General features: G+C 72.1%; 17 protein-coding genes. 9 read left to right on the top strand and 8 right to left on the bottom strand.

Annotated features, from left to right (window positions below):
* Nucleotides 1-41: 41 nt before the first annotated feature.
* Nucleotides 42-4,079: a right-handed parallel beta-helix repeat-containing protein gene (locus ETU37_RS19505; RefSeq protein WP_129989016.1), complete on the top strand. Its 4,038-nt coding sequence runs from the start codon at nt 42-44 to the stop codon at nt 4,077-4,079.
* A gap of 73 nt (nt 4,080-4,152) precedes the next feature.
* Entirely contained in the window at nt 4,153-4,851 is a 699-nt protein-coding gene (locus tag ETU37_RS19500) for a hypothetical protein (protein WP_129989015.1), read from the top strand.
* Nucleotides 4,852-4,884: 33 nt separating this feature from the next.
* Here ETU37_RS19500 and ETU37_RS19495 read toward each other — a convergent pair whose 3' ends face one another.
* On the bottom strand, nt 4,885-5,817 hold the full coding sequence (locus ETU37_RS19495; protein ID WP_129989014.1) for an LCP family protein: 933 nt from the start codon (nt 5,815-5,817) through the stop codon (nt 4,885-4,887).
* Nucleotides 5,814-6,467 carry a hypothetical protein gene (locus ETU37_RS19490; protein ID WP_129989013.1) on the bottom strand — a complete coding sequence of 218 codons (654 nt, stop codon included), beginning with the start codon at nt 6,465-6,467 and terminating at the stop codon, nt 5,814-5,816. The genes ETU37_RS19495 and ETU37_RS19490 overlap by 4 nt, the downstream gene beginning before the upstream one ends.
* A 237-nt stretch (nt 6,468-6,704) precedes the next feature.
* Between ETU37_RS19490 and ETU37_RS19485 the strand changes: the two genes are divergently transcribed.
* Both ETU37_RS19485 and ETU37_RS23340 read left to right on the top strand, forming a co-directional pair.
* Complete coding sequence (locus tag ETU37_RS19485; RefSeq protein WP_206054067.1) at nt 6,705-10,454, top strand: multifunctional oxoglutarate decarboxylase/oxoglutarate dehydrogenase thiamine pyrophosphate-binding subunit/dihydrolipoyllysine-residue succinyltransferase subunit; 3,750 nt, start codon at nt 6,705-6,707, stop codon at nt 10,452-10,454.
* 10 nt (nt 10,455-10,464) lie between these two features.
* The gene (locus ETU37_RS23340) at nt 10,465-10,641 is read left to right on the top strand and encodes a DUF6104 family protein (protein WP_165372610.1); all 177 of its coding nucleotides are present in this window, start codon (nt 10,465-10,467) and stop codon (nt 10,639-10,641) included.
* A gap of 4 nt (nt 10,642-10,645) precedes the next feature.
* On the opposite strand, the gene ETU37_RS19480 is transcribed toward ETU37_RS23340, so the two are convergent.
* Nucleotides 10,646-12,112 carry an MDR family MFS transporter gene (locus ETU37_RS19480; protein WP_129989011.1) on the bottom strand — a complete coding sequence of 489 codons (1,467 nt, stop codon included), beginning with the start codon at nt 12,110-12,112 and terminating at the stop codon, nt 10,646-10,648.
* 99 nt (nt 12,113-12,211) lie between these two features.
* On the opposite strand from ETU37_RS19480, the gene ETU37_RS19475 reads away from it, so the two are divergent.
* Nucleotides 12,212-12,670: a hypothetical protein gene (locus ETU37_RS19475; RefSeq protein ID WP_129989010.1), complete on the top strand. Its 459-nt coding sequence runs from the start codon at nt 12,212-12,214 to the stop codon at nt 12,668-12,670.
* On the opposite strand, the gene ETU37_RS19470 is transcribed toward ETU37_RS19475, so the two are convergent.
* The 3 genes from ETU37_RS19470 to ETU37_RS19460 all read right to left on the bottom strand — a co-directional run bounded on the left by ETU37_RS19470 (nt 12,660) and on the right by ETU37_RS19460 (nt 15,250).
* Entirely contained in the window at nt 12,660-13,628 is a 969-nt protein-coding gene (locus ETU37_RS19470) for a zinc-binding dehydrogenase (RefSeq protein ID WP_129989009.1), read from the bottom strand. The genes ETU37_RS19475 and ETU37_RS19470 overlap by 11 nt on opposite strands.
* A gap of 71 nt (nt 13,629-13,699) precedes the next feature.
* Entirely contained in the window at nt 13,700-14,869 is a 1,170-nt protein-coding gene (locus ETU37_RS19465) for an NAD(P)-dependent malic enzyme (protein ID WP_129989008.1), read from the bottom strand.
* 72 nt (nt 14,870-14,941) lie between these two features.
* Complete coding sequence (locus tag ETU37_RS19460) at nt 14,942-15,250, bottom strand: S24 family peptidase (RefSeq protein ID WP_129989007.1); 309 nt, start codon at nt 15,248-15,250, stop codon at nt 14,942-14,944.
* Nucleotides 15,251-15,402: 152 nt separating this feature from the next.
* Here ETU37_RS19460 and sodN point away from each other — a divergent pair, with 152 nt between their 5' ends.
* The 3 genes from sodN to ETU37_RS19445 all read left to right on the top strand — a co-directional run bounded on the left by sodN (nt 15,403) and on the right by ETU37_RS19445 (nt 17,133).
* Entirely contained in the window at nt 15,403-15,804 is a 402-nt protein-coding gene (sodN, locus tag ETU37_RS19455) for a superoxide dismutase, Ni (protein WP_129989076.1), read from the top strand.
* A gap of 139 nt (nt 15,805-15,943) precedes the next feature.
* A complete protein-coding gene (locus tag ETU37_RS19450; protein ID WP_129989006.1) occupies nt 15,944-16,327 on the top strand; it encodes an ATP-binding protein in 384 nt (127 codons plus the stop codon).
* A gap of 8 nt (nt 16,328-16,335) precedes the next feature.
* A complete protein-coding gene (locus tag ETU37_RS19445) occupies nt 16,336-17,133 on the top strand; it encodes an RNA polymerase sigma factor SigF (RefSeq protein ID WP_129989005.1) in 798 nt (265 codons plus the stop codon).
* Between the two features lie 42 nt (nt 17,134-17,175).
* On the opposite strand, the gene ETU37_RS19440 is transcribed toward ETU37_RS19445, so the two are convergent.
* A complete protein-coding gene (locus ETU37_RS19440; RefSeq protein ID WP_129989004.1) occupies nt 17,176-17,580 on the bottom strand; it encodes a hypothetical protein in 405 nt (134 codons plus the stop codon).
* A gap of 408 nt (nt 17,581-17,988) precedes the next feature.
* Here ETU37_RS19440 and ETU37_RS19435 point away from each other — a divergent pair, with 408 nt between their 5' ends.
* Entirely contained in the window at nt 17,989-18,240 is a 252-nt protein-coding gene (locus ETU37_RS19435; protein ID WP_129989003.1) for a WhiB family transcriptional regulator, read from the top strand.
* 80 nt (nt 18,241-18,320) lie between these two features.
* Here ETU37_RS19435 and ETU37_RS19430 read toward each other — a convergent pair whose 3' ends face one another.
* Nucleotides 18,321-19,778, bottom strand: a complete 1,458-nt coding sequence (locus ETU37_RS19430; RefSeq protein WP_129989002.1) for a sensor histidine kinase — start codon at nt 19,776-19,778, stop codon at nt 18,321-18,323.
* Nucleotides 19,779-19,818: the final 40 nt, after the last annotated feature.

Below are 19,818 nucleotides of genomic sequence, written 5' to 3'. Positions count from 1 at the left end.
CGCACGATCCTCCCTCCGGACCGCCCGGGTGATCCTGGCGCATGCTCCGGGGAAAGCGTCGCCTGCGTCCTGCTCTCGTCACCTTCGTCGTGGCGTCGGTGTGCGCCTCGGTGCTCGGGCCCGTGCCGGCCGGCGCGGCGACCGGCGCACCACCCACCGTGAACGCCGGGCCCGACCAGGTGCTCACCACCGCGGACACCGCGTTCCTCCCGGGGCGGGTCAGCGACGACGGGCAGCCCGCCCCGTCGCAGGTCGAGGCCCGGTGGAGCGTGGTCAGCGGACCGGGCAGCGTGACGTTCGGCCGGGCCGACGAGGCCTTCACGTCGGCGCGCTTCGGCGCGGCGGGCAGCTACGTGCTGCGGCTGACCGCCGACGACGGCGGGGGGACGGCGAGCGACGACCTGTCCCTCACCGTCGGCACGACGCACGCGGCGACGTTGCGCGTACCGGCCGACTACCCGACCGTGCAGGCGGCCCTGAACGCCGCCCCGCTCAACGCACTCGTCCTGGTCTCGCCGGGCACCTACCGCGAGAACGTCGTCGTTCCGCGCACCCTGACACTGGCGTCGACCTACTACACCACCGGCGACCCGGCGATGATCGCCGCGACCGTCATCAGCGGTCCCGCGACGGGCACCGACACGATCGGCGTCGCCGCGGCCGCCGGCCCGGCCACCCGGATCGTCGGCCTGACCGTGCGCGACGGCAAGGACGGCATCGAGACCGCGAGCGGCGGCCACGTCGTCGCCGAGCACAACGTCGTGGTCAGCGGGTCGGACGCCTTCGACTTCCCGCGCAACAGCGCCGGCCTGGTGCAGCACAACACGATGAGCCAGAACGGGGACGACGGCGTCGACATCGACGAGTCGTCGGTGGTCGTCGTCGACAACGACGTGCGGGACAACGCCGGTGACGGCGTCGAGGCCCGCATGACCAACGTGACCGCGCCGCAGCGCGCCGTGGTGATCCGCGGCAACGAGTTCACCGGCAACCGGCAGGACGGCCTGCAGATCATCGACCAGGACACGATCGCGCCGGCCGCACAGTCCGCGAGCCTGTTCACCATCGAGCGCAACGTGATCGCCGACAACGGCGAGGCCGGGCTCGGCCTGCTCGACGGGGGCGTGACGTCCGAGGACTACCGCGGCGCGAGCCTCAACGAGCGCGTCCTCGTGCTCAACAACGTCTTCTCCCGCAACAACCACGGGATCGTCGGCGGCGACAACCTCGTCGCCGTGAACAACGTGCTGACCCGCCAGGTCGGCCCGGCGCTGAAGAACGTCGACGGCGCGTCCGTGACGGCGTACAACCACTTCTTCGCCAACGGTGCCGCCAACGTCAGCAGCAACGTCGACGCCGCCACGGCGTTCTCCGGCGACCCGCTGCTCGACGCGTCGTGGGCACCCCAGCCCGGCAGTCCCCTCGTCGACGCGGGTACGGCGCAGATGACGCTGCCCGGCGGCGAGATCGCCGCGCAGGTCGCCGACTACCTCGGCGCCGCCCCCGACGTCGGCGCGGTCGAGTCCGACGGCAGCGCGCCGAGCAACCGGGCGCCGACGGTCTCGGCCGGACCCGATCTCGCCGTCACCCTCCCGGCCTCCGCGAGCCTCGTCGGCTCGGTGTCCGACGACGGCCGTCCCGCAGGCGGCACGCTGACCCGAAGGTGGTCGGTCGACTCCGGACCCGGCACGGTCGGCTTCGCGGACGCGACGGCCGCGTCGACGACCGCGACGTTCTCCGCCGCCGGCAGCTACGTGCTGCGGCTGACCGCCGACGACGGCGAGCTCAGCGCGGCCGACACCACGACCGTCACGGTGAGCGATCCGCCGCCCGGCGGCGGCACGTCGACCACGGTGGAGGCGCACGTGACGGCGGGCGCCGACGACGCCGAGGAGGCCGCGAGCGGCTCGGTCGCGCTGACCAGCGGCGACCTCGAGCTGGTCACCGACGGGTCCAGCGTGCAGACCGTCGGCCTGCGCTTCCCCTCCCTGGCCGTGCCGCGCGGCGCGACCGTCACGCAGGCGCGGATCCAGTTCTCCACCGACGAGGTGAAGACCGGGGCCACGTCGCTTCAGGTCGCGGCGCAGGACGCCGACAACGCCGCCGCCTTCACGACCGCGACCCGCAACGTCTCCTCCCGGCCGCGCACCCCCTCGCTCGCCTGGTCCCCGCCTGCCTGGAACACCGTCGGCGAGCGCGCCGCGGCCCAGCTCACGCCCGACCTGTCCTCCGCCCTGCAACGGGTGGTGTCGCGGGCCGGCTGGGCCAGCGGCAACGCGGCCGCCTTCGTCATCACCGGGACCGGTGTTCGCACCGCCGTGGCCTTCGAGGGCGGCGCGGCCGCCGCACCGCTGCTGCGGGTCAGCTACACGACGGGCGGCACTCCCCCCACGGCGAACGCCGCCCCGACCGTCGAGGCCGGCGCCGACCAGGCGGTGACCCTGCCCGCGACCGCCTCGCTCAGCGGGACCGCCGCCGACGACGGGCTCCCCGCCGGGAGCCCCCTCGCCACGACGTGGAGCCAGGTGAGCGGGCCCGGCACCGTCACCTTCGGCAACGCCACGCAGACGGCGACCACGGCCGCCTTCCCCGCCGCCGGGTCGTACGTCCTGCGCCTGACCGCCTCGGACGGCGAGCTCTCGGCCACCGACACGCTGACGGTCACCGTGACCGACGCCCCGCCCCCGGGCGGCACCGTCAGCACCGTCGTGGTCCGGCCGGGCACCGGCAGCGACGACGCCGAGGAGGCGCCCGGCGGCTCGGTCGCCCTGACGAGCGGCGACCTCGAGCTCGTGACCGACGGGGCCAGCGTGCAGACCGTCGGGATCCGCTTCCCCGGCGTCACGGTCCCGCGCGGCGCGACCATCACCTCCGCGTTCGTGCAGCTCCAGGTCGACGAGGTGTCCACCGACGTGGCCACGATGACCGTGCGCGCGCAGGCGGCTGACAACCCGACGACGTTCACGACCGCCGGCCGCAACGTCTCGACCCGGCCGGTCACGGCCGCGTCGGCGGCGTGGTCCCCGGCGACCTGGCCGACGGTCGGCGAGCGCGGCACCGCCCAGCGCACGCCCGACCTGCGCGCCGTCGTCCAGGAGCTGGTCAACCGCGGCGGCTGGGCCGGCGGCAACGCGATGGCGTTCGTCTTCACCGGCAGCGGTCGCCGTACGGCGGAGGCCTTCGAGTCCGGCGCCGCGCTCGGCCCGTCGCTCTCGGTGAGCTGGACGACCGGCGGGACCGGGCAGACCAACGCCGCGCCCACCGTCGACGCCGGCCCGGACGCGTCGGTGACCCGGCCCTCGGCCGCGAGCCTGAGCGGGTCGGCCGTCGACGACGGGCTTCCCACCGGCAGCTCGGTGAGCGCGACCTGGAGCCAGGTCAGCGGGCCGGGTACGGCGACCTTCGCCAGCCCCGGCGCGGCGGCGACGACCGCGACGTTCTCCGCGGCCGGCAGCTACGTGCTGCGGCTCACCGCCACCGACGGCGAGCTGAGCGCGAGCGACACAGTCACGGTGACCGTGGCCGACGCACCACCCGGCGGGACGGTCACCACGCTTGACGTGCGGGTGGGGACCGGGGCGGACGACGTCGAGGAGAGCCCGAGCGGGTCGGTCAACCTCGGCAGCAGCGACCTCGAGCTCGTCGCCGACGGCTCCAGCGTGCAGACCGTCGGGATCCGCTTCTCGGCGCTGGCGGTGCCGCGCGGCGCCACGATCGTGCGTGCCTGGGTGCAGTTCACGACCGACGAGGCGTCGTCCGCCGCGGCGTCGCTGTCGGTCGCGCTGCAGGACGCCGACGCGGCGGCCGCGTTCGTGAACACCACGCGCAACGTGTCGTCGCGCCCCCGCACCGCCGCCGTCGCCTGGGCGCCGGTCGCGTGGCCGGCGGTCGGCGCACGCGGCGCGGACCAGCGGACCCCCGACCTCGCCGTACCGCTCCAGAACGTGGTCGGTCGCGCCGGCTGGGTCTCGGGGAACGCGGTCGCCGTGGTGGTCACGGGGACCGGCGTGCGGACGGCGGTCGCCCTCGAGGGCGGCACCGCCGGCGCTCCCGTGCTGCACGTGGAGTACCGGCCCTGACGTGACCCCCGCGTTAGGTTGGTCCCCTTGTCTCGGATTGTCTCGGACTCTCTCGGATCCAGGGGGATCGATCGTGCGCACCGTCCTCACATCCGCCGTCGCGGCCGCCGTGCTGCTCGCCTGCGTGCCTGCGGCGTCGGCACAGCAGGCCGCCTCGGCCACCGCGTCCGCACCGCCGGGCGTGCTCTACAACGCCTGTGTCGCCCACCTCGCGAACTACAACGTGTCGCTCGAGTCCCCGTCCTCGAACTGGTACCTGAGCCTGGGCTATACGGCCCCCGACGGGAAGCCGCTGGAGAGCAACTTTGCGGCGTCGGCCTTCGGCGACCCGACGTCGGGCGTCATGGCGATCCGCGTCTGCGGCGACACAGTTGATCCCGGGACGTTCACGCTGTCAGGTCGGCTCCAGTACGACGCGCTCTACACCTCCCAGGTGCCGCCGACCACGTTCACCATGCGCAACCCGTTCACCAACACCGAGATCAAGCCGTCGACCACGAACCCCGGCAAGGGCCAGAAGGTCGCGATCAAGATCAAGAGCCGCGACGAGATGCCGGGCGGCTACGAGCGCAAGGCCGGCGCCACCGTGCTCCTGCAGCAGAAGACCGAGCGCGGCTGGAGCAAGGTCAAGGGCAGCAAGGCCGAGACCAACGAGAAGGGCAAGGCCAAGGTCAAGGTCCGCTACACCGGCGGCAAGCTCAAGCTCCGCGCGGTGACCAAGGGCAGCGCCGACTGGGACCGCTCGCACTCCCGCAAGGTCGTCCTCCGCTGACCCGACGCTCCGGCCCGGGGCGTTCGAGCGGCCTCAGCAGCCGTGGTCGAGCCGGGCGTCGTTGCGCACGTCCCGGCCGATCCGGCGGGCCTGCGAGTAGCTCGGGAACACCACGCTCGCGCCGTTGACCGTCCCGATCCCACCGAGGACCACGCAGCCGCGCAGCTTCCTCTGCTCGACCCGGGTCCCGGCCTGGGCGAGCTTGTAGAGCTGCGACGGCTTGAGGTCGGTGTTCATGTTGCGCACGACCGACAGCACCCCGCGCTCCATGAAGCCGGGCTTGTCCATCCCGCCGCGCACCTGGGCGAGGATCCCGCGCATCACGTCCTGCTGGTTGCCGGAACGGTCGAAGTCACCGCGCGGGAACGACTTGCGGATCCGGGCGAAGATCTCCGCCTGGAACCCGGTCAGGTGGTTCTTGCCGACCTTGTAGCCCTTCGGCCGCACCGGGTCGGAGAACGCGAAGCGGGAATTCACGGTCACGCCGCCGATGGTGTTGACCATCTTGCGGAAGCCGGCGAACCCGGTGGTGAACACGTAGTCGGGCTGCACGCCGACGAGGTTGCCGACGGCCCGACCCATCAGCTTCGGGCCGCCGAAGTACATCGCGGCGTTGATCTTGTCGCGGCCGTGACCCGGGATCGGGACGTAGGAGTCGCGCGGGATGCCGATCATCGTCGCGTGCCCGGTCTTCAGGTTGACGCCGGTGAGCTGGATGGCGTCGGCCCGGCTGCGGGTCATGCCCTGGCCCGGCCGCGCGTCGGAGCCGAGGAAGAGGATCCACACGACGTTGTGGTTGTGGTCGACGCCGCTCGCTCCCTGGCCCTTGACCAGGGAGACCGGGGCGTCTCGGTACGTCGGGGTCGGCACCACGAGCGCGGTGACGGCCAGCACGAGGCCGAGCACGAGGAGCCGGCGCAGCTGGCGTCCCGGGAGGCCGGCGAGCGCCGGGAGGAGGGTCGTCATCGGGCACCACCCTCCCCCGCGGTCGTGGCGTCCTGGGTCAGGTCGTAGCCGAAGATCTTCCAGCCTCCGCTCTTCTCCTTGCGGGTCAGCATCAGCCGGCCCTTCACGTCGACCCGCTTGGCGGGCTTGTCGGCACGCTCCGCCACGAAGCGCAGGTGCACCGTCGCGGTCACGCCCGCCGCGACCTTGTACGGCGCCAGCACCGACAGGTACGCCGTCTGCCGGCGGACCACGACCGACTCGGTCTGCGGACCGAGGACCCGGTTGGTCAACAGGTCGCGGTCGCCGTCGGCCTGGCGCGCCGCGCCGTCGGAGAAGGTCGCAAAGGCGTCCCCGAAGGAGGTCCGGGGGTACGCGCCGCCGGTGAACGCGTCCTCGAAGTAGGCGTTCACCACCTTGCCGACGTTGTCGGCGAGAACCTCCTGGTCCTTCGGCTTGAGCCTCCCGGAGACGCGGGTCACGCGGACCCGGGGCTGGACCGACTCCGGGGCGGGTTCGTCGCTCGTGGCCGGGCTCTCGGCGGGTGCGGACGACGGGGCGGGGCTGGGGGCGCCCTCGGGCTCGTCGGAGCCGGTGCACGACGCGGTGGTCACGGCCAGGGCGAGCGCGACCAGCGCGGCGGCGTACGGGCGCGCACGGAGGCGGTGCATGCGGGATTTCCTTCCTACGGCTCATGCTCGGAGGGGCCGTCGAGTGACCCGCGTAACACGGGTCCGACGCGGGCCGGGACCGGCTGCACTTAGTTGTGACGAAGGACTAGCCTGGTAGCCGTTCACCCCACCCTAAAGACAACGAATCACGTTTCACCGGAAGAGGCGATCCAGGCCGTGGCCGAGTCTTCACCCGCAGGATCCGATGTGGCCGCAGGTGCGGCCCCCGACGACCCGATGGCAGCCTTCGGCGCCAACGAGTGGCTCGTCGACGAGATGTACGAGCAGTACCAGCGGGATCCCGACAGCGTGGACAAGGCGTGGTGGGCCTTCTTCAAGAGCTACACCCCGGGTGAGCAGACGTCCTCCAGCGGCACCGCGGAGCCGGCCGGCAGCAACGGCGGCGCGTCCGCCCCCGCCGCACCGAAGCCGGCCGCGCAGGCCGCACCGAAGCCGGCCGCGCAGGCCGCCCCCGCGTCCACCCCGGCGGCCGAGCCGAAGCCGGCTCCGGCGGCGCCCACGAAGACCACCCCGGCCAGAGACGTCCAGCCCCGGCCAGACGCCCCCAAGGCGAAGCCGCAGCCGGCCGCCTCGCCGGTGCCCAAGGAGCCCGAGCCGACCGCCAAGGCCGCCGCCTCCGACGACCCCGAGCTGACCACCCTGCGCGGCGCCCCGGCCCGCACCGCCCAGAACATGGACGTCAGCCTCACCGTCCCCACCGCCACGAGCGTCCGCTCGGTCCCGGTCAAGCTGCTCTGGGACAACCGGATCGTCATCAACAACCACCTGTCCCGCGCCCGCGGCGGCAAGGTGTCCTTCACGCACCTGATCGGCTACGCCCTGGTCAAGGCGCTCAAGGACATGCCGGAGATGAACAACGGCTTCGACGTCATCGACGGCAAGCCGACGCTCATCCAGCCCAAGCACATCAACCTCGGCCTGGCCATCGACATGCCGAAGCCCGACGGCACCCGGCAGCTGCTGGTGCCGTCGATCAAGGCCGCCGAGACGATGGACTTCGCGTCGTTCTGGACCGCCTACGAGGACCTCGTCCGCAAGGCTCGCAACAACAAGCTGGCCGTCAGCGACTTCCAGGGCACCACGATCAGCCTGACCAACCCCGGCACGATCGGCACCAACCACTCCGTGCCGCGGCTGATGAAGGGCCAGGGCTGCATCCTGGGCGTCGGCTCCATGGACTTCCCGCCGGAGTACCAGGGCGCCTCCGAGGAGACCCTGACCCGCAACGCCGTCAGCAAGGTCATGACGCTGACCTCGACCTACGACCACCGCGTCATCCAGGGCGCGCAGTCGGGCGAGTTCCTCAAGCGCCTGCACGGCCTGCTGCTCGGCGAGGAGGACTTCTACGACGAGATCTTCCGCGCGCTGCGGATCCCCTACGAGCCGATCCGCTGGGCCAAGGACATCTCGGCGAGCCACGACGACGAGATCAGCAAGCAGGCCCGCATCCTCGAGCTGATCCACGCCTACCGCGTGCGCGGCCACATCATGGCCGACACCGACCCGCTGGAGTACCAGCAGCGCAGCCACCCCGACCTCGAGGTCGAGTCGCACGGCCTGACCCTGTGGGACCTCGACCGGGAGTTCGCCACCGGATCGTTCGGCGGCGAGGGCCGGCGCTTCATGAAGCTCCGCAACATCCTCGGCATCCTGCGTGACTCCTACTGCCGCACGGTCGGCATCGAGTACATGCACATCCAGGACCCCGAGCAGCGCCGGTGGATCCAGCAGCGCGTCGAGCAGCCGCACGTGAAGCCGCCCCGCGAGGAGCAGCTCCGCATCCTGCTCAAGCTCAACCAGGCCGAGGCGTTCGAGACCTTCCTGCAGACGAAGTTCGTCGGCCAGAAGCGGTTCAGCCTCGAGGGCGGCGAGACGACGATCCCGCTGATCGACGAGATCTGTGAGGCGGCCGCCGAGGCCGACCTCGACGAGGTCACGATCGGCATGGCCCACCGCGGCCGGCTGAACGTGCTCGCCAACATCGTCGGCAAGAAGTACTCCCAGATCTTCCGCGAGTTCGAGGGCAACATCGACCCGCGCACGGTCCAGGGCTCCGGCGACGTGAAGTACCACCTCGGCGCCGAGGGCGAGTTCACCGCCGGCTCCGGCGAGAACATCAAGGTGTCGGTGGCCGCGAACCCGTCCCACCTGGAGGCGGTCGACCCGGTCCTCGAGGGCATCGCCCGCGCCAAGCAGGACGTCCTCAACAAGGGCGCGGCGTTCCCGGTGCTGCCGCTGCTCGTCCACGGCGACGCGGCGTTCGCCGGCCAGGGCGTGGTCGCCGAGACCCTGAACCTCTCCCAGCTGCGCGGCTACCGCACCGGCGGCACGATCCACGTCGTCGTCAACAACCAGGTCGGCTTCACCACCTCGCCGGCCTCGTCGCGCTCGTCGCTGTACTGCACCGACGTCGCGCGCATGGTCCAGGCGCCGATCTTCCACGTCAACGGCGACGACCCCGAGGCCTGCATCCGCGTCGCGCGGCTGGCCTTCGAGTACCGCCAGGCGTTCAAGAAGGACGTCGTCATCGACCTCGTCTGCTACCGCCGTCGCGGGCACAACGAGGGCGACGACCCGTCGTACACCCAGCCACTGATGTACGACCTCATCGAGCAGAAGCGCTCGGTCCGCAAGCTCTACACCGAGTCCCTCATCGGGCGTGGCGACATCACGCTGGAGGAGGCCGAGCAGGTGCTGCGCGACTACCAGCAGCAGCTCGAGCGGGTCTTCACCGAGGTGCGCGAGGCGACCCAGGCGCCGCAGGAGTGGACGACCGTCCCGGACTACCCCGAGAAGTCCGCGGGCGAGACCAAGACGGCGATCTCCCGCGAGACCCTCAAGCGGATCTCCGACGCCCACGTCAACGCGCCCGAGGGCTTCACCGTGCACCCCAAGGTGCTGCCGCAGCTGCAGCGCCGGGCCGCCGCGATCACCGACGGCCCGATCGACTGGGGCACGGGCGAGATCCTCGCGTTCGGCTCGCTGCTGATGGACGGTCGCCCCGTGCGGCTCTCCGGCCAGGACAGCCGGCGTGGCACGTTCGTCCAGCGGTTCGCCACGATCATCGACCGCGACAACGCCGACGAGTGGACCCCGCTGGCCAACCTCACCGAGGAGCAGGGCCAGTTCTACGTCTACGACTCGCTGCTCTCCGAGTACGCCGCGATGGGCTTCGAGTATGGCTACTCCGTGGCCCGGCCCGACGCGCTCGTGCTGTGGGAGGCGCAGTTCGGCGACTTCGTCAACGGCGCGCAGACGATCATCGACGAGTTCATCACCTCGGGCGAGACCAAGTGGCGCCAGCAGTCCGGCGTCGTGCTGCTGCTGCCGCACGGCTACGAGGGCCAGGGTCCCGACCACTCGTCGGCGCGCATCGAGCGCTTCCTGACGATGGCCGCCGACGAGGCGTTCGTCGTGGCGCAGCCGTCCTCGCCGGCCAGCCACTTCCACCTCCTCCGCCAGCACTCGCTCGGCGAGGAGCACCGCCCGCTGATCGTCTTCACGCCGAAGTCGATGCTCAAGCGCAAGGAGGCCGCGTCGCAGCCGGCCGACTTCACCGAGGGCACGTTCCAGCCGGTCGTCCCGGACCCCGCGGCAGTGGCCGACAAGGTCGAGAAGGTGCTGCTGTGCAGCGGCCGGATCACCTGGGACCTCATGGTCGAGCGCAAGAAGCGCGAGGGCGACGAGCCGACCACCGCGATCCTGCGGCTGGAGCAGCTCTACCCCCGGCCCGAAGCCGAGATCAAGGCGGAGCTGGCGAAGTACCCCAACCTCCGCGAGGTGCGCTGGGTGCAGGACGAGCCCGCCAACATGGGTCCGTGGCCGCACATGGCGCTGCACCTCACCTCGGAGCTGCCGGTGCCGTTCTACCGGGTCTCGCGGCCCGAGTCGTCGTCGCCGTCGGTGGGCCAGCACTCCCGCCACGTGGAGGAGCAGAAGGAGCTCCTCCAGCAGGCGTTCAGCTGACGGAGGCCGGGTGTACTTCACCGACCGCGGGCTCGAGGAGCTCGAGAAGCGCCGGGGTGACGAGGAGGTCACCCTGGCGTGGGTCGCCGACCGGCTGCAGGAGTTCGTGGACCTGAACCCGGAGTTCGAGGTGCCCGTCGAGCGGCTCGCCACCTGGCTGGCCCGGCTCGACGACCCCGACGACTGAGCCCCTACGCCACGTCCTCGACGTCGACTGACCCCGCGGCGGCCTTCGCCGGCAGCAGCAGGGCGAGCCCGACGACCGCGACCGAGGCGATCGCGCCGAACGCGAAGGCCCAGCGCATCCCGCCCACCAGCGACTCGACCGGGTCGGCGCCGCCGCCGGCCAGGACGCCCGCCCGCCACGACATCACGGTGACGACGACCGCCGTACCGACCGCGGCGGCGACCTGCTGGAGCGTGCCGAGCAGCGAGCTGCCGTGGGAGTAGAGGTGCATCGGCAGGGCGCCGAGCCCGACGGTGAACACTGGCGTGAACACCGCGGCCAGGCTGAGCATCAGCAGCACGTGCGCGACCAGCACGAACCAGGGGCCGGTGTGCGACGTGACCGTGGTCAGCGCACCGAGTGCCACCAGGATGCCGACCGATCCCGGGACGACGAGCGGGCGGGCACCCAGCCGGTCGAACCAGCGCCCGACGGACGGGCCGAGCAGCCCCATCACGACACCGCCGGGCATCACCAGCAGGCCGGTCTGGAGGGCGGTGAGGCCGAGCACGTCCTGGAGGTAGAGGGGCAGCAGGATCATCGCGCCGAGCATCGCCATGAACGCGAACGACATCAGGGCCAGCGAGACCGTGAACGGCCGCTCGCGCAGCACCCGCAGGTCGAGCAGCGGCTCACCCGTGCGCTGCAGCCGCAGCTGGCGGGCGACGAAGACCGCGACGACGAGCAGGGACACGAGCACCGTCGGCAGCGCCGGCAGCCCGCCGGCGGTCTCGGCACCGAGCCGGCTCAGGCCGTAGACCAGGCCGCCGAAGCCGAGGGCCGCCGCGGCGACGCTCCACCAGTCCACGCTGCCGGCGCCCGGCGCCTCCGTCCGCCCGAGCCGGCGTGCGCCGAGCACGGTCAGGACCAGCGCGACGGGCAGCACCAGGGCGAACATCCAGCGCCACGACAGCCACTGCAGCACGACACCGGACACGGCCGGGCCGAGGGCGGGAGCGACCGACATCGCCAGCGTCACGTTGCCCATGACGCGGCCGCGGTCGTGCTCGGGGACGACGGTCATCAGGGTGGTCATCAGCAGCGGCATCATCACGGCCGTGCCGGCGGCCTGGACGACGCGGCCGGCGAGCAGCACCGGGAACACCGGCGCGAGCGCCGCGACGAGGGTGCCGGAGCAGAACACCGTCATCGCGACGAGGTACGCCGTGCGGGTGCTGACCTTCTGCAGGAACCAGCCCGTCACCGGGATGACCACGGCCATCGTCAGCATGAAGGCGGTGGACAGCCACTGCGCCGCCCGCGCCGTCACGGCGAACTCCGTCATCAGGCGCGGGATCGCGTTGACCATGATCGTCTCGTTGAGAATCACGATGAAGGTGGCCGCCACCAGCCAGCGCAGCACGGCGTAGGGGTTGGGCTCCCTGGTCGGGGTCGCTTCGCGCGGGGAGGTGAGGCCGCTCGTCGTCGTCATGCCCGTTGAGACCGCGGCCGCGTCGGGAACTCATCGGCGTCGAGGTGTTGAGTACGACGACTCATGCGGACGGCCGGGTCCGGTCGCGACGATCGACGCATGGAGACCGCCGTGCACCGCCGCCCCCGCATCGACCGCACCCTGCTCGTGGGTGTGCTGACCGGCTGCGGCGTCGTGCTGACCGCGCTGACCGGGCTGGTGGTGGGCTGGTTCGCGGTGGCGTTCCAGATCGGCGGCTCGGGCGCGGACGCGGACGACTACGCGGTGGCCGCGGGGGCGTACGGCGCCACCACGCTGGTGCTGCTGCTGGGCGCGCTGGCCTTCCGGCGCTGGTCGACCACGACCTGGCAGCTGCCGGTCACGCTGGTCGCCGCTGTGGTGCTCGGCCTGCTCACGGTGCGGGCGGTCGCCGACGCGTCGGCCGCGGAACCGGGCTACGGCATGAACACCTGGTGGGACGGCGCCGGCGGCGTGCTCGCCTGCCCGTGGGCGTGGTGGCTGGTCGCGGTCGGCGTCCGGGCGCTGGTGTCGGGCGACACCCGCCGCGTCAGCGGGTGAAGACCACCTTGCCGAAAAGGTCGCCGTCGGCCATCGCGGCGAACCCGTCGCGCGCCTGCTCCATCGGCAGCACCCGGTCGATGACCGGCCGCACGCCCGTCGCGTCGAGCATGTTCACCAGCGACGCGAGCTCCTGACGGGTGCCCATCGTCGACCCGATCACCTCCAGTTGCAGGAAGAAGACGCGGGTCAGCTCGGCGTTGGACACGTCGGGACCGGACGTCGTACCGGAGATGACGATGCGGCCACCGGGGCGCAGCGACTTCACCGAGTGCGACCAGGTCGCCTTGCCGACGGTCTCCATGACCGCGTCGACGCGGACCGGCAGCCGCGCGCCGCTCTCGAAGACCTCGTCGGCGCCGAGCTCGAGGGCGCGCTTGCGCTTGGTCTCGTCGCGGCTGGTGGCGAAGACCTTGAGGCCGCCGGCGTGGGCGAGCGCGATGAGCGCCGTCGCGACGCCACCGCCCGCTCCCTGCACGAGCACGGTGTCGCCGGGCTTGAGGCGGCCCTGGACAAAGAGCATGCGGTACGCCGTCAGCCAGGCCGTCGGCAGGCAGGCGGCCTCCTCGAACGACAGCGACGGCGGCTTGGGCACCACGTTGCCCTTGGGCACGACGACCTTGTCGGCGAAGGTGCCCTGGTAGCGCTCGGAGAGCAGCGACCGCCTCGGGTCGAGGGTCTCGTCGCCGGTCCAGGACGGGTCGGAGACGACGGCGTGCACGACGACCTCGTTGCCGTCCTCGTCGTACCCGGCCGCGTCACAGCCGAGGATCATCGGCAGCGCGTCCTCCTTGAGCCCGACGCCGCGCAGCGACCACACGTCGTGGTGGTTGAGGGAGGCGGCCTTGACCGTCACGGTCGTCCAGCCGTCCGGCGCCTCGGGATCGGGTCGTTCGCCGACCACCAGGCCGGACAGCGGGTCGTCGGTCGAGAAGGACTCTGCGTAGACGGCGAACATGCTGCCGACCCTAGTGGCCCGGCGGTGACCGGGCTTAGGGCCCACGTCACACGCGGGCCGCGGATCGCGGTTCAGCGTCGGGCGACGCCCTCGGCGCGGGCGGCCGCGGCGACCGCGGCGGAGACGGCCGGGGCGACGCGGGCGTCGAACGGCGACGGCACGACGAAGTCCTCGCTCAGCTCGTCGCCGACGAGGGCGGCCAGCGCCTCGGCGGCGGCCAGCTTCATGCCCTCGGTGATCGCGGTGGCGCGCACGTCGAAGGCGCCCCGGAAGATGCCGGGGAACGCCAGCACGTTGTTGATCTGGTTGGGGTAGTCGGACCTGCCGGTGGCGACGACCCGCGCGTGCCGGTGGGCCACCTCGGGGTGCACCTCGGGGTTGGGGTTGGCGAGCCCGAAGATGATCGCGTCGTCGGCCATCGTCGCGACGACCTCCTCGGGCACGGTGCCGCCGGAGACGCCGATGTAGACGTCGGCCCCCGCCATCACGTCGGCGAGCGTGCCGGTGCGGCCGGTCTTGTCGGCGGTCTGCTCGGCCAGCGCCTTCTTCACCGGGGTCAGGTCGCCGCGGGAGGAGTGCAGCACGCCGCGACGGTCGGTGACGGCGAGGTCGGTGATGCCGGCCTCGAGCAGGATCTTGGCGACCGCGACGCCGGCGGCTCCCGCACCCGACACGACCACCCGGGTGGTGGCGTGGGCTCGGCCGGTCAGCCGCAGGGCGTTCTCGAGCGCGGCGAGCGCGACGACCGCCGTACCGTGCTGGTCGTCGTGGAAGACCGGGATGTCCAGCAGGGCCTTGAGCCGCTCCTCGATCTCGAAGCAGCGCGGCGCGGAGATGTCCTCGAGGTTGATCCCGCCGAAGCTCGGGGCGAGCCGCGCGACCGTCTCCACGATCTCGTCGGTGTCCTTGGTGTCCAGGCAGATCGGGACGGCGTCGACGCCGGCGAACTGCTTGAACAGCACCGCCTTGCCCTCCATCACCGGCATCGCGGCGGACGGGCCGATGTCGCCCAGGCCCAGCACGGCGGTGCCGTCGGTGACGACCGCGACGGTGTTGGAGACCCAGGTGTAGTCGTCGGCCAGGGCCGGCTCGGCCGCGATCGCCTCGCAGACCCGGGCGACGCCGGGCGTGTAGGCCATCGACAGGTCGTCGCGGCCCTCGAGCGCCACGGTCGAGACGATGGCCATCTTGCCGCCCACGTGGAGCTCGAAGACGGGATCCTGCTCGCGAGTGTCGGCCATTCGGGCAGTGTTCCACAGCGTGGGCGCACGTCCCGAGGGCCAAGATGGGTGACCCGCACCACGCGGAACCGCTCAGAACGGGCGGGGGCGCGGCCAGACCCGGGCCAGCACGACGGCCAGCACGTCGCCGTCGTCGACCACCGCGCTCGCACCCTCGGGGTTGTCGGAGACCACCGCCCAGCTACCGGGGCCGCGGGCCTCCACCCGCTTCACCGCGACGACGCCCGCCGGAAGCCGGCAGACCGCCAGCCCACCCGGTCGGGGTACGGCGCCGTGCAGGACGAGCAGCCGCTCCCCCTCGCGCAGCGTCGGGAGCATCGATCGCCCGTGCACCACGGCCAGCCCGAGCCGACGTGGCGGACGCGTGGCTCCCGTCGACATGGGTACCAAACCTCCTGGTGAACCGCCCGCGAGACCCCGCTCGCGCGGGAGTAGTGTCGCAGGTGGCTGACTTGCACGACCCCTGCACGACGTACCCGGGCACGCCACCCCGTGCCTGCGACAACGACAGAGAGGATCCACAAGTGACCGGGATGTTCGCCCGTCTCTTCGCCCCCACCATCGACGTCCAGGCGCACTGCGACCTGCCGTGCGGCGTCTACGACCCGGCCCAGGCCCGCATCGAGGCCGAGTCCGTCAAGGCGATCATCGCCAAGGTCGCCGACAACGACGACCCCGACTTCCGCACCCGCGCCATCCTGATCAAGGAGCAGCGGTCGGAGCTGGTCAAGCACCACCTCTGGGTGCTGTGGACCGACTACTTCAAGCCCCCGCACTTCGAGAAGTACCCCCAGCTGCACACCCTCGTGAACGAGGCCACCAAGCTCGCGGGAGCCACCGGCACCAAGGGCGAGCTGGACGCGAAGGTCGCCGACGACCTGCTCGCCAAGATCGACGAGATCGCCGAAATCTTCTGGGAGACGAAGAAGTCCTGACGCTGTCCTGACAGACTGTGGGCCGTCCGCCTCGGGAGAGACGGCCTCGGCAGCTGCTGGCGGGGTCGGTTGCCCATCCCCCGGGTGGGCTTCCGACCCCGTCGTCGCACGTGAAGAGCAAGCAAAGGGAGGTACCCGCGTGTCCGGTTCCACCCCGGACGTCGAGCTCCGGATCCCCGCCGACTCCGCGTTCCTCGCCGTCCTCCGTACGGCGACCGCCGGGCTCGCCGCGCGGCTGGACTTCACCCTCGACGACATCGAGGACCTGCGGATCGCGGTCGACGAGGCCTGCGCCATGGTGCTGCCCCAGGCCAAGGAGGGCTCCGACCTCACCTGCGCGTTCACGCTCGGCACGGGCCGGCTCGACGTCGCCGTGTCGGCCGTGTGCGACCAGCCGCGCCAGCCGAGCCGCGACGGCTTCGCCTGGACCGTCCTCGCCGCCCTCACCTCGTCGGTGAGCGCCGAGGTCCACGGAGACCGTCTCACCATCACCCTGTCCCGCAACACGGCCGAGCCGGAGTGAGCCGGGGGATGACCGCCGAGGAGGGGCGCGAGTCGCTCGCGGAGATGCGAACGCGGAGCGTGGCCCTCTTCCACGAGCTGGCGACCGACCTCTCCGAGGCCGAGCGCGCCGAGGTGCGCGACCAGCTGGTCCGGCTGCACCTGCCGCTCGTCGAGCACTTCGCCCGCCGGTTCCTCAACCGCGGCGAGCCGTTCGACGACCTGCTCCAGGTCGGCACGATCGGCCTGATCAAGGCGATCGACCGGTTCGACCTCGAGCGCGGCGTGGAGTTCTCGACCTACGCGACCCCGACGATCGTCGGCGAGATCAAGCGGCACTTCCGCGACCGGGGCTGGGCGATCCGCGTGCCGCGCCGGCTGCAGGAGCTGCGGATCACGATCTCGTCCGCGACCGCGGAGCTGACCCAGGACCTCGGCCGCTCCCCCACCGTGAGCGAGCTCGCGCGGAAGGTCGGCGTCTCCGACGAGGAGATCATCGAGGGCCTGGAGTCGGCCAACGCCTACTCCACGCTCTCGCTCGACGCGCCGGACAACAGCGAGGACAGCGCGCTGAGCATGATCGACGTCATCGGCGAGGACGACGAGGCGCTCTCGCACGTCGAGAACCGCGAGACGATCAAGCCGCTGCTCGAGGCGCTCGACCCGCGCGAGAAGCACATCCTCACGCTGCGGTTCTTCCGCGGCATGACCCAGTCGCAGATCGCCGCTGAGATCGGCATCTCGCAGATGCACGTGTCGCGGCTGCTCGCGCGCACGCTCGCCCAGCTCCGGGAGTCGCTGTCCCAGGAGCCCGGGACGCTCGACTGACCCGCCGCTGGACCACCGACACCGGTCGTCGGCAGGGGCTGGTCAGTCCCGCTCGGCCAGCGACGAGAGCGACCGAGGGTGGAAGATCCCGGCGATCACCACCAGCGCCACCAGCGCCAGCGCGACCGCGACGACCGTCGTGGAGCCGGACTTGAAGCTCCAGGCGACACCGAGCTGGATGAGCTGGGCCAGCACTACCGGGGCGCGGGCCCACGACTCCAGCCGGGCCAGTCGCCAGGCGCAGAACGCCAGGCCGGCGCCGTACACGAGGAAGAACGCGGTCGTGGTGAGGCCCATCGCGACCCGGGCGCCGGTCAGCGAGAACAGCTCGGCGACGCCGAAGAGCACCAGGAGCGCGGCCTCGATCCCCGCCAGCGACGCGGCCACAGTCAAGGGCGCGGGCCGCTCGGAGGGGGCGGCGGTGGCGTCGGGCGCGGGTCCGGTCACGGAAGCCAAGGCTACGCACCGCCGGACGCGCCCGGCACGGAGGTGGGCTGGACGAGCGGCGTGGGGGGCATGACGGCACGGATCCGGGGTACGCAGGCGGCACGGACGACGGATCCCGCGGGGTTGGACCCGGTCGTGGCGGTAAATTCGTCAGGTTGTGACGAAAGTGACCAGCGGCGGGGGTTGATCGGACCCGGATCTCTTGCCAGGCTAGAACAGGTCACAGGTCACCAGGACGATTGCGCCTGTCGCCATGACCACCTCCGGCCCTCCCGCGACCAGACGGACAGGGTCGGGCTTCGTGAACAGGTTCACAACCGTGAGGCCCTCACGCAGCACCGCACGGAACCGGCGGTTCGTCACGCTCGAGCCAAACCGGCCCACAGACACGACAAGGAGTCAGCCGCCATGGATTGGCGCCACCGCTCTGCATGCCTCGACGAGGATCCGGAGCTGTTCTTCCCGATCGGCAACACCGGTCCGGCCATCCTCCAGATCGAGGAGGCCAAGCAGGTGTGCCGTCGTTGCGACGTCCGCGAGCAGTGCCTCGCCTGGGCGCTCGAGGCGGGACAGGACCACGGCGTCTGGGGCGGTCTCAGCGAGGACGAGCGTCGCGCGCTGAAGCGCCGCAACGCGCGTGCCAAGGTGCGCACCGCCTAGACCCCGCCGACGTCAGACCAGGCCGCCCGCGCGCCGCACGGGCGGCCTGTTGCACCCCCGGGCTAGGCCGGGACGCCGGCTCAGGCGGGCAGGTCCAGCAGCACGCGGGTGCCGCCGCCCGGGCGCGGGCCCATCTCCAGCCGTCCGCCGAGCTCGGACTCGACCAGCGTCCGGACGATCGACAGGCCGAGGCTGGTGGACTCCGCGGGGTCGAAGCCCGCGGGCAGGCCGACCCCGTCGTCCTCGATGCGGACCAGCAGCCGCTCCCCCCAGCGGCGCACCGAGACCACCAGCGCGCCCGGACCCTCCCGGAAGCCGTGCTCGACGGCGTTCTGCAGCACCTCGGTCAGCACCATCGCCAGCGGGGTGGCGACCTCCGCCGTGATCGTCCCGAAGGTCCCGTCGCGCCGCGTCTCGACGGGCGCGTCCGGCGAGCTCACCTCGGTCACCATCACCCGGAGCCGGTCGGCGACCTCGTCGAAGTCCACGGTCTCGTCGAAGTTCTGGCTCAGGGTGTCGTGCACGATCGCGATGGACCCGACCCTGCGCACGGCCTCCTCCAGGGCAGCACGGCCCTCGGGTACGTCGATCCGCCGGGCCTGCAGTCGCAGCAGCGCGGCCACGGTCTGCAGGTTGTTCTTCACCCGGTGGTGGATCTCGCGGATCGTGGCGTCCTTGGTGACCAGCTCCCGGTCCCGCCGGCGCAGGTCGGTCACGTCGCGGAGCAGCACCAGCGCACCGAGGTGCTCGCCCTCCGGCCGGAGCGGGATCGCCCGCACGATCAGCACCGTGTCGCCGTCGCCGATCTCGGTGTCGCGCGGCATCCGGCCGCCGAGCACGGCCGAGAGCGTCTCCTCGTCGGGACGGCGCTTGGGCGGCACCAGCGCACGGGTGGCGTCGGCCAGGTTGAGCCCGGTCAGGTCCGCCTGCAGCCCGAGGCGGCGGTAGACCGACAGCGCGTTGGGGCTGGCGTAGGTGACCCGGCCGCCCGCGTCGATCCGCACGAACCCGTCCCCCACCCGCGGGGAGTCGGCGTGGTCGGAGCGCTGCCCGGGGATCGGGAAGTGCCCCCCGGCGATCATCTGGGTCAGGTCGGTCGCGGTCTGCAGGTAGGACAGCTCGAGCCGGCTCGGGGTGCGCACGCCGAGCAGGTTGGTGTTGCGGCCGATCACGGCCAGGATCCGCTCGCCGCGGCGCACCGGGATCGCCTCGACCCGCACCGGGATGTCGTCGCGCCACTCCGGGTCGCCCTCCCGGGCCACCCGCTCCCGCTCGTAGGCCGAGTCGAGCAGCGGTCGCCGCCCGGCCGGGACGAAGGCGCCCACCAGGTCGTCGACGTACGCCGTGGGACCGGTGGTGGGCCGCATCTGCGCCCCCGCCCAGAAGCCGCTGCCCGCCCGGTCGGGCAGCCAGAGCACCAGGTCGGCGAAGGACAGGTCGGCGATGATCTGCCAGTCGGCGAGCAGCATCTGCAGCCACGCGACGTCCTCGTCGTCGAGGTCGGTGTGGGCCCGCACGAGCTCGGTCAGCGACGGCACGCGGAAAAGGCTATCCGGGACGAATCCGTGGACTCCCGAT

This window comes from Nocardioides iriomotensis (assembly GCF_004168035.1).
GTDB lineage: Bacteria > Actinomycetota > Actinomycetes > Propionibacteriales > Nocardioidaceae > Nocardioides_B > Nocardioides_B iriomotensis.
The sequence above is the reverse complement of the archived record's forward strand: the minus strand, read 5'-3'. Positions and strand labels throughout refer to the sequence as shown.

Coding starts and splice junctions, on each gene's coding strand:
- ETU37_RS19435 (WP_129989003.1), top strand. CDS start 17,989: ATGGATTGGCGCCACCGCTCTGCATGCCTCGACGAGGATCCGGAGCTG.
- ETU37_RS19485 (WP_206054067.1), top strand. CDS start 6,705: ATGGCAGCCTTCGGCGCCAACGAGTGGCTCGTCGACGAGATGTACGAG.
- ETU37_RS19505 (WP_129989016.1), top strand. CDS start 42: ATGCTCCGGGGAAAGCGTCGCCTGCGTCCTGCTCTCGTCACCTTCGTC.
- sodN (WP_129989076.1), top strand. CDS start 15,403: ATGTTCGCCCGTCTCTTCGCCCCCACCATCGACGTCCAGGCGCACTGC.
- ETU37_RS19460 (WP_129989007.1), bottom strand. CDS start 15,250: ATGTCGACGGGAGCCACGCGTCCGCCACGTCGGCTCGGGCTGGCCGTG.
- ETU37_RS19490 (WP_129989013.1), bottom strand. CDS start 6,467: ATGCACCGCCTCCGTGCGCGCCCGTACGCCGCCGCGCTGGTCGCGCTC.
- ETU37_RS19475 (WP_129989010.1), top strand. CDS start 12,212: ATGGAGACCGCCGTGCACCGCCGCCCCCGCATCGACCGCACCCTGCTC.
- ETU37_RS19465 (WP_129989008.1), bottom strand. CDS start 14,869: ATGGCCGACACTCGCGAGCAGGATCCCGTCTTCGAGCTCCACGTGGGC.
- ETU37_RS19495 (WP_129989014.1), bottom strand. CDS start 5,817: ATGACGACCCTCCTCCCGGCGCTCGCCGGCCTCCCGGGACGCCAGCTG.
- ETU37_RS19470 (WP_129989009.1), bottom strand. CDS start 13,628: ATGTTCGCCGTCTACGCAGAGTCCTTCTCGACCGACGACCCGCTGTCC.
- ETU37_RS19480 (WP_129989011.1), bottom strand. CDS start 12,112: ATGACGACGACGAGCGGCCTCACCTCCCCGCGCGAAGCGACCCCGACC.
- ETU37_RS19445 (WP_129989005.1), top strand. CDS start 16,336: ATGACCGCCGAGGAGGGGCGCGAGTCGCTCGCGGAGATGCGAACGCGG.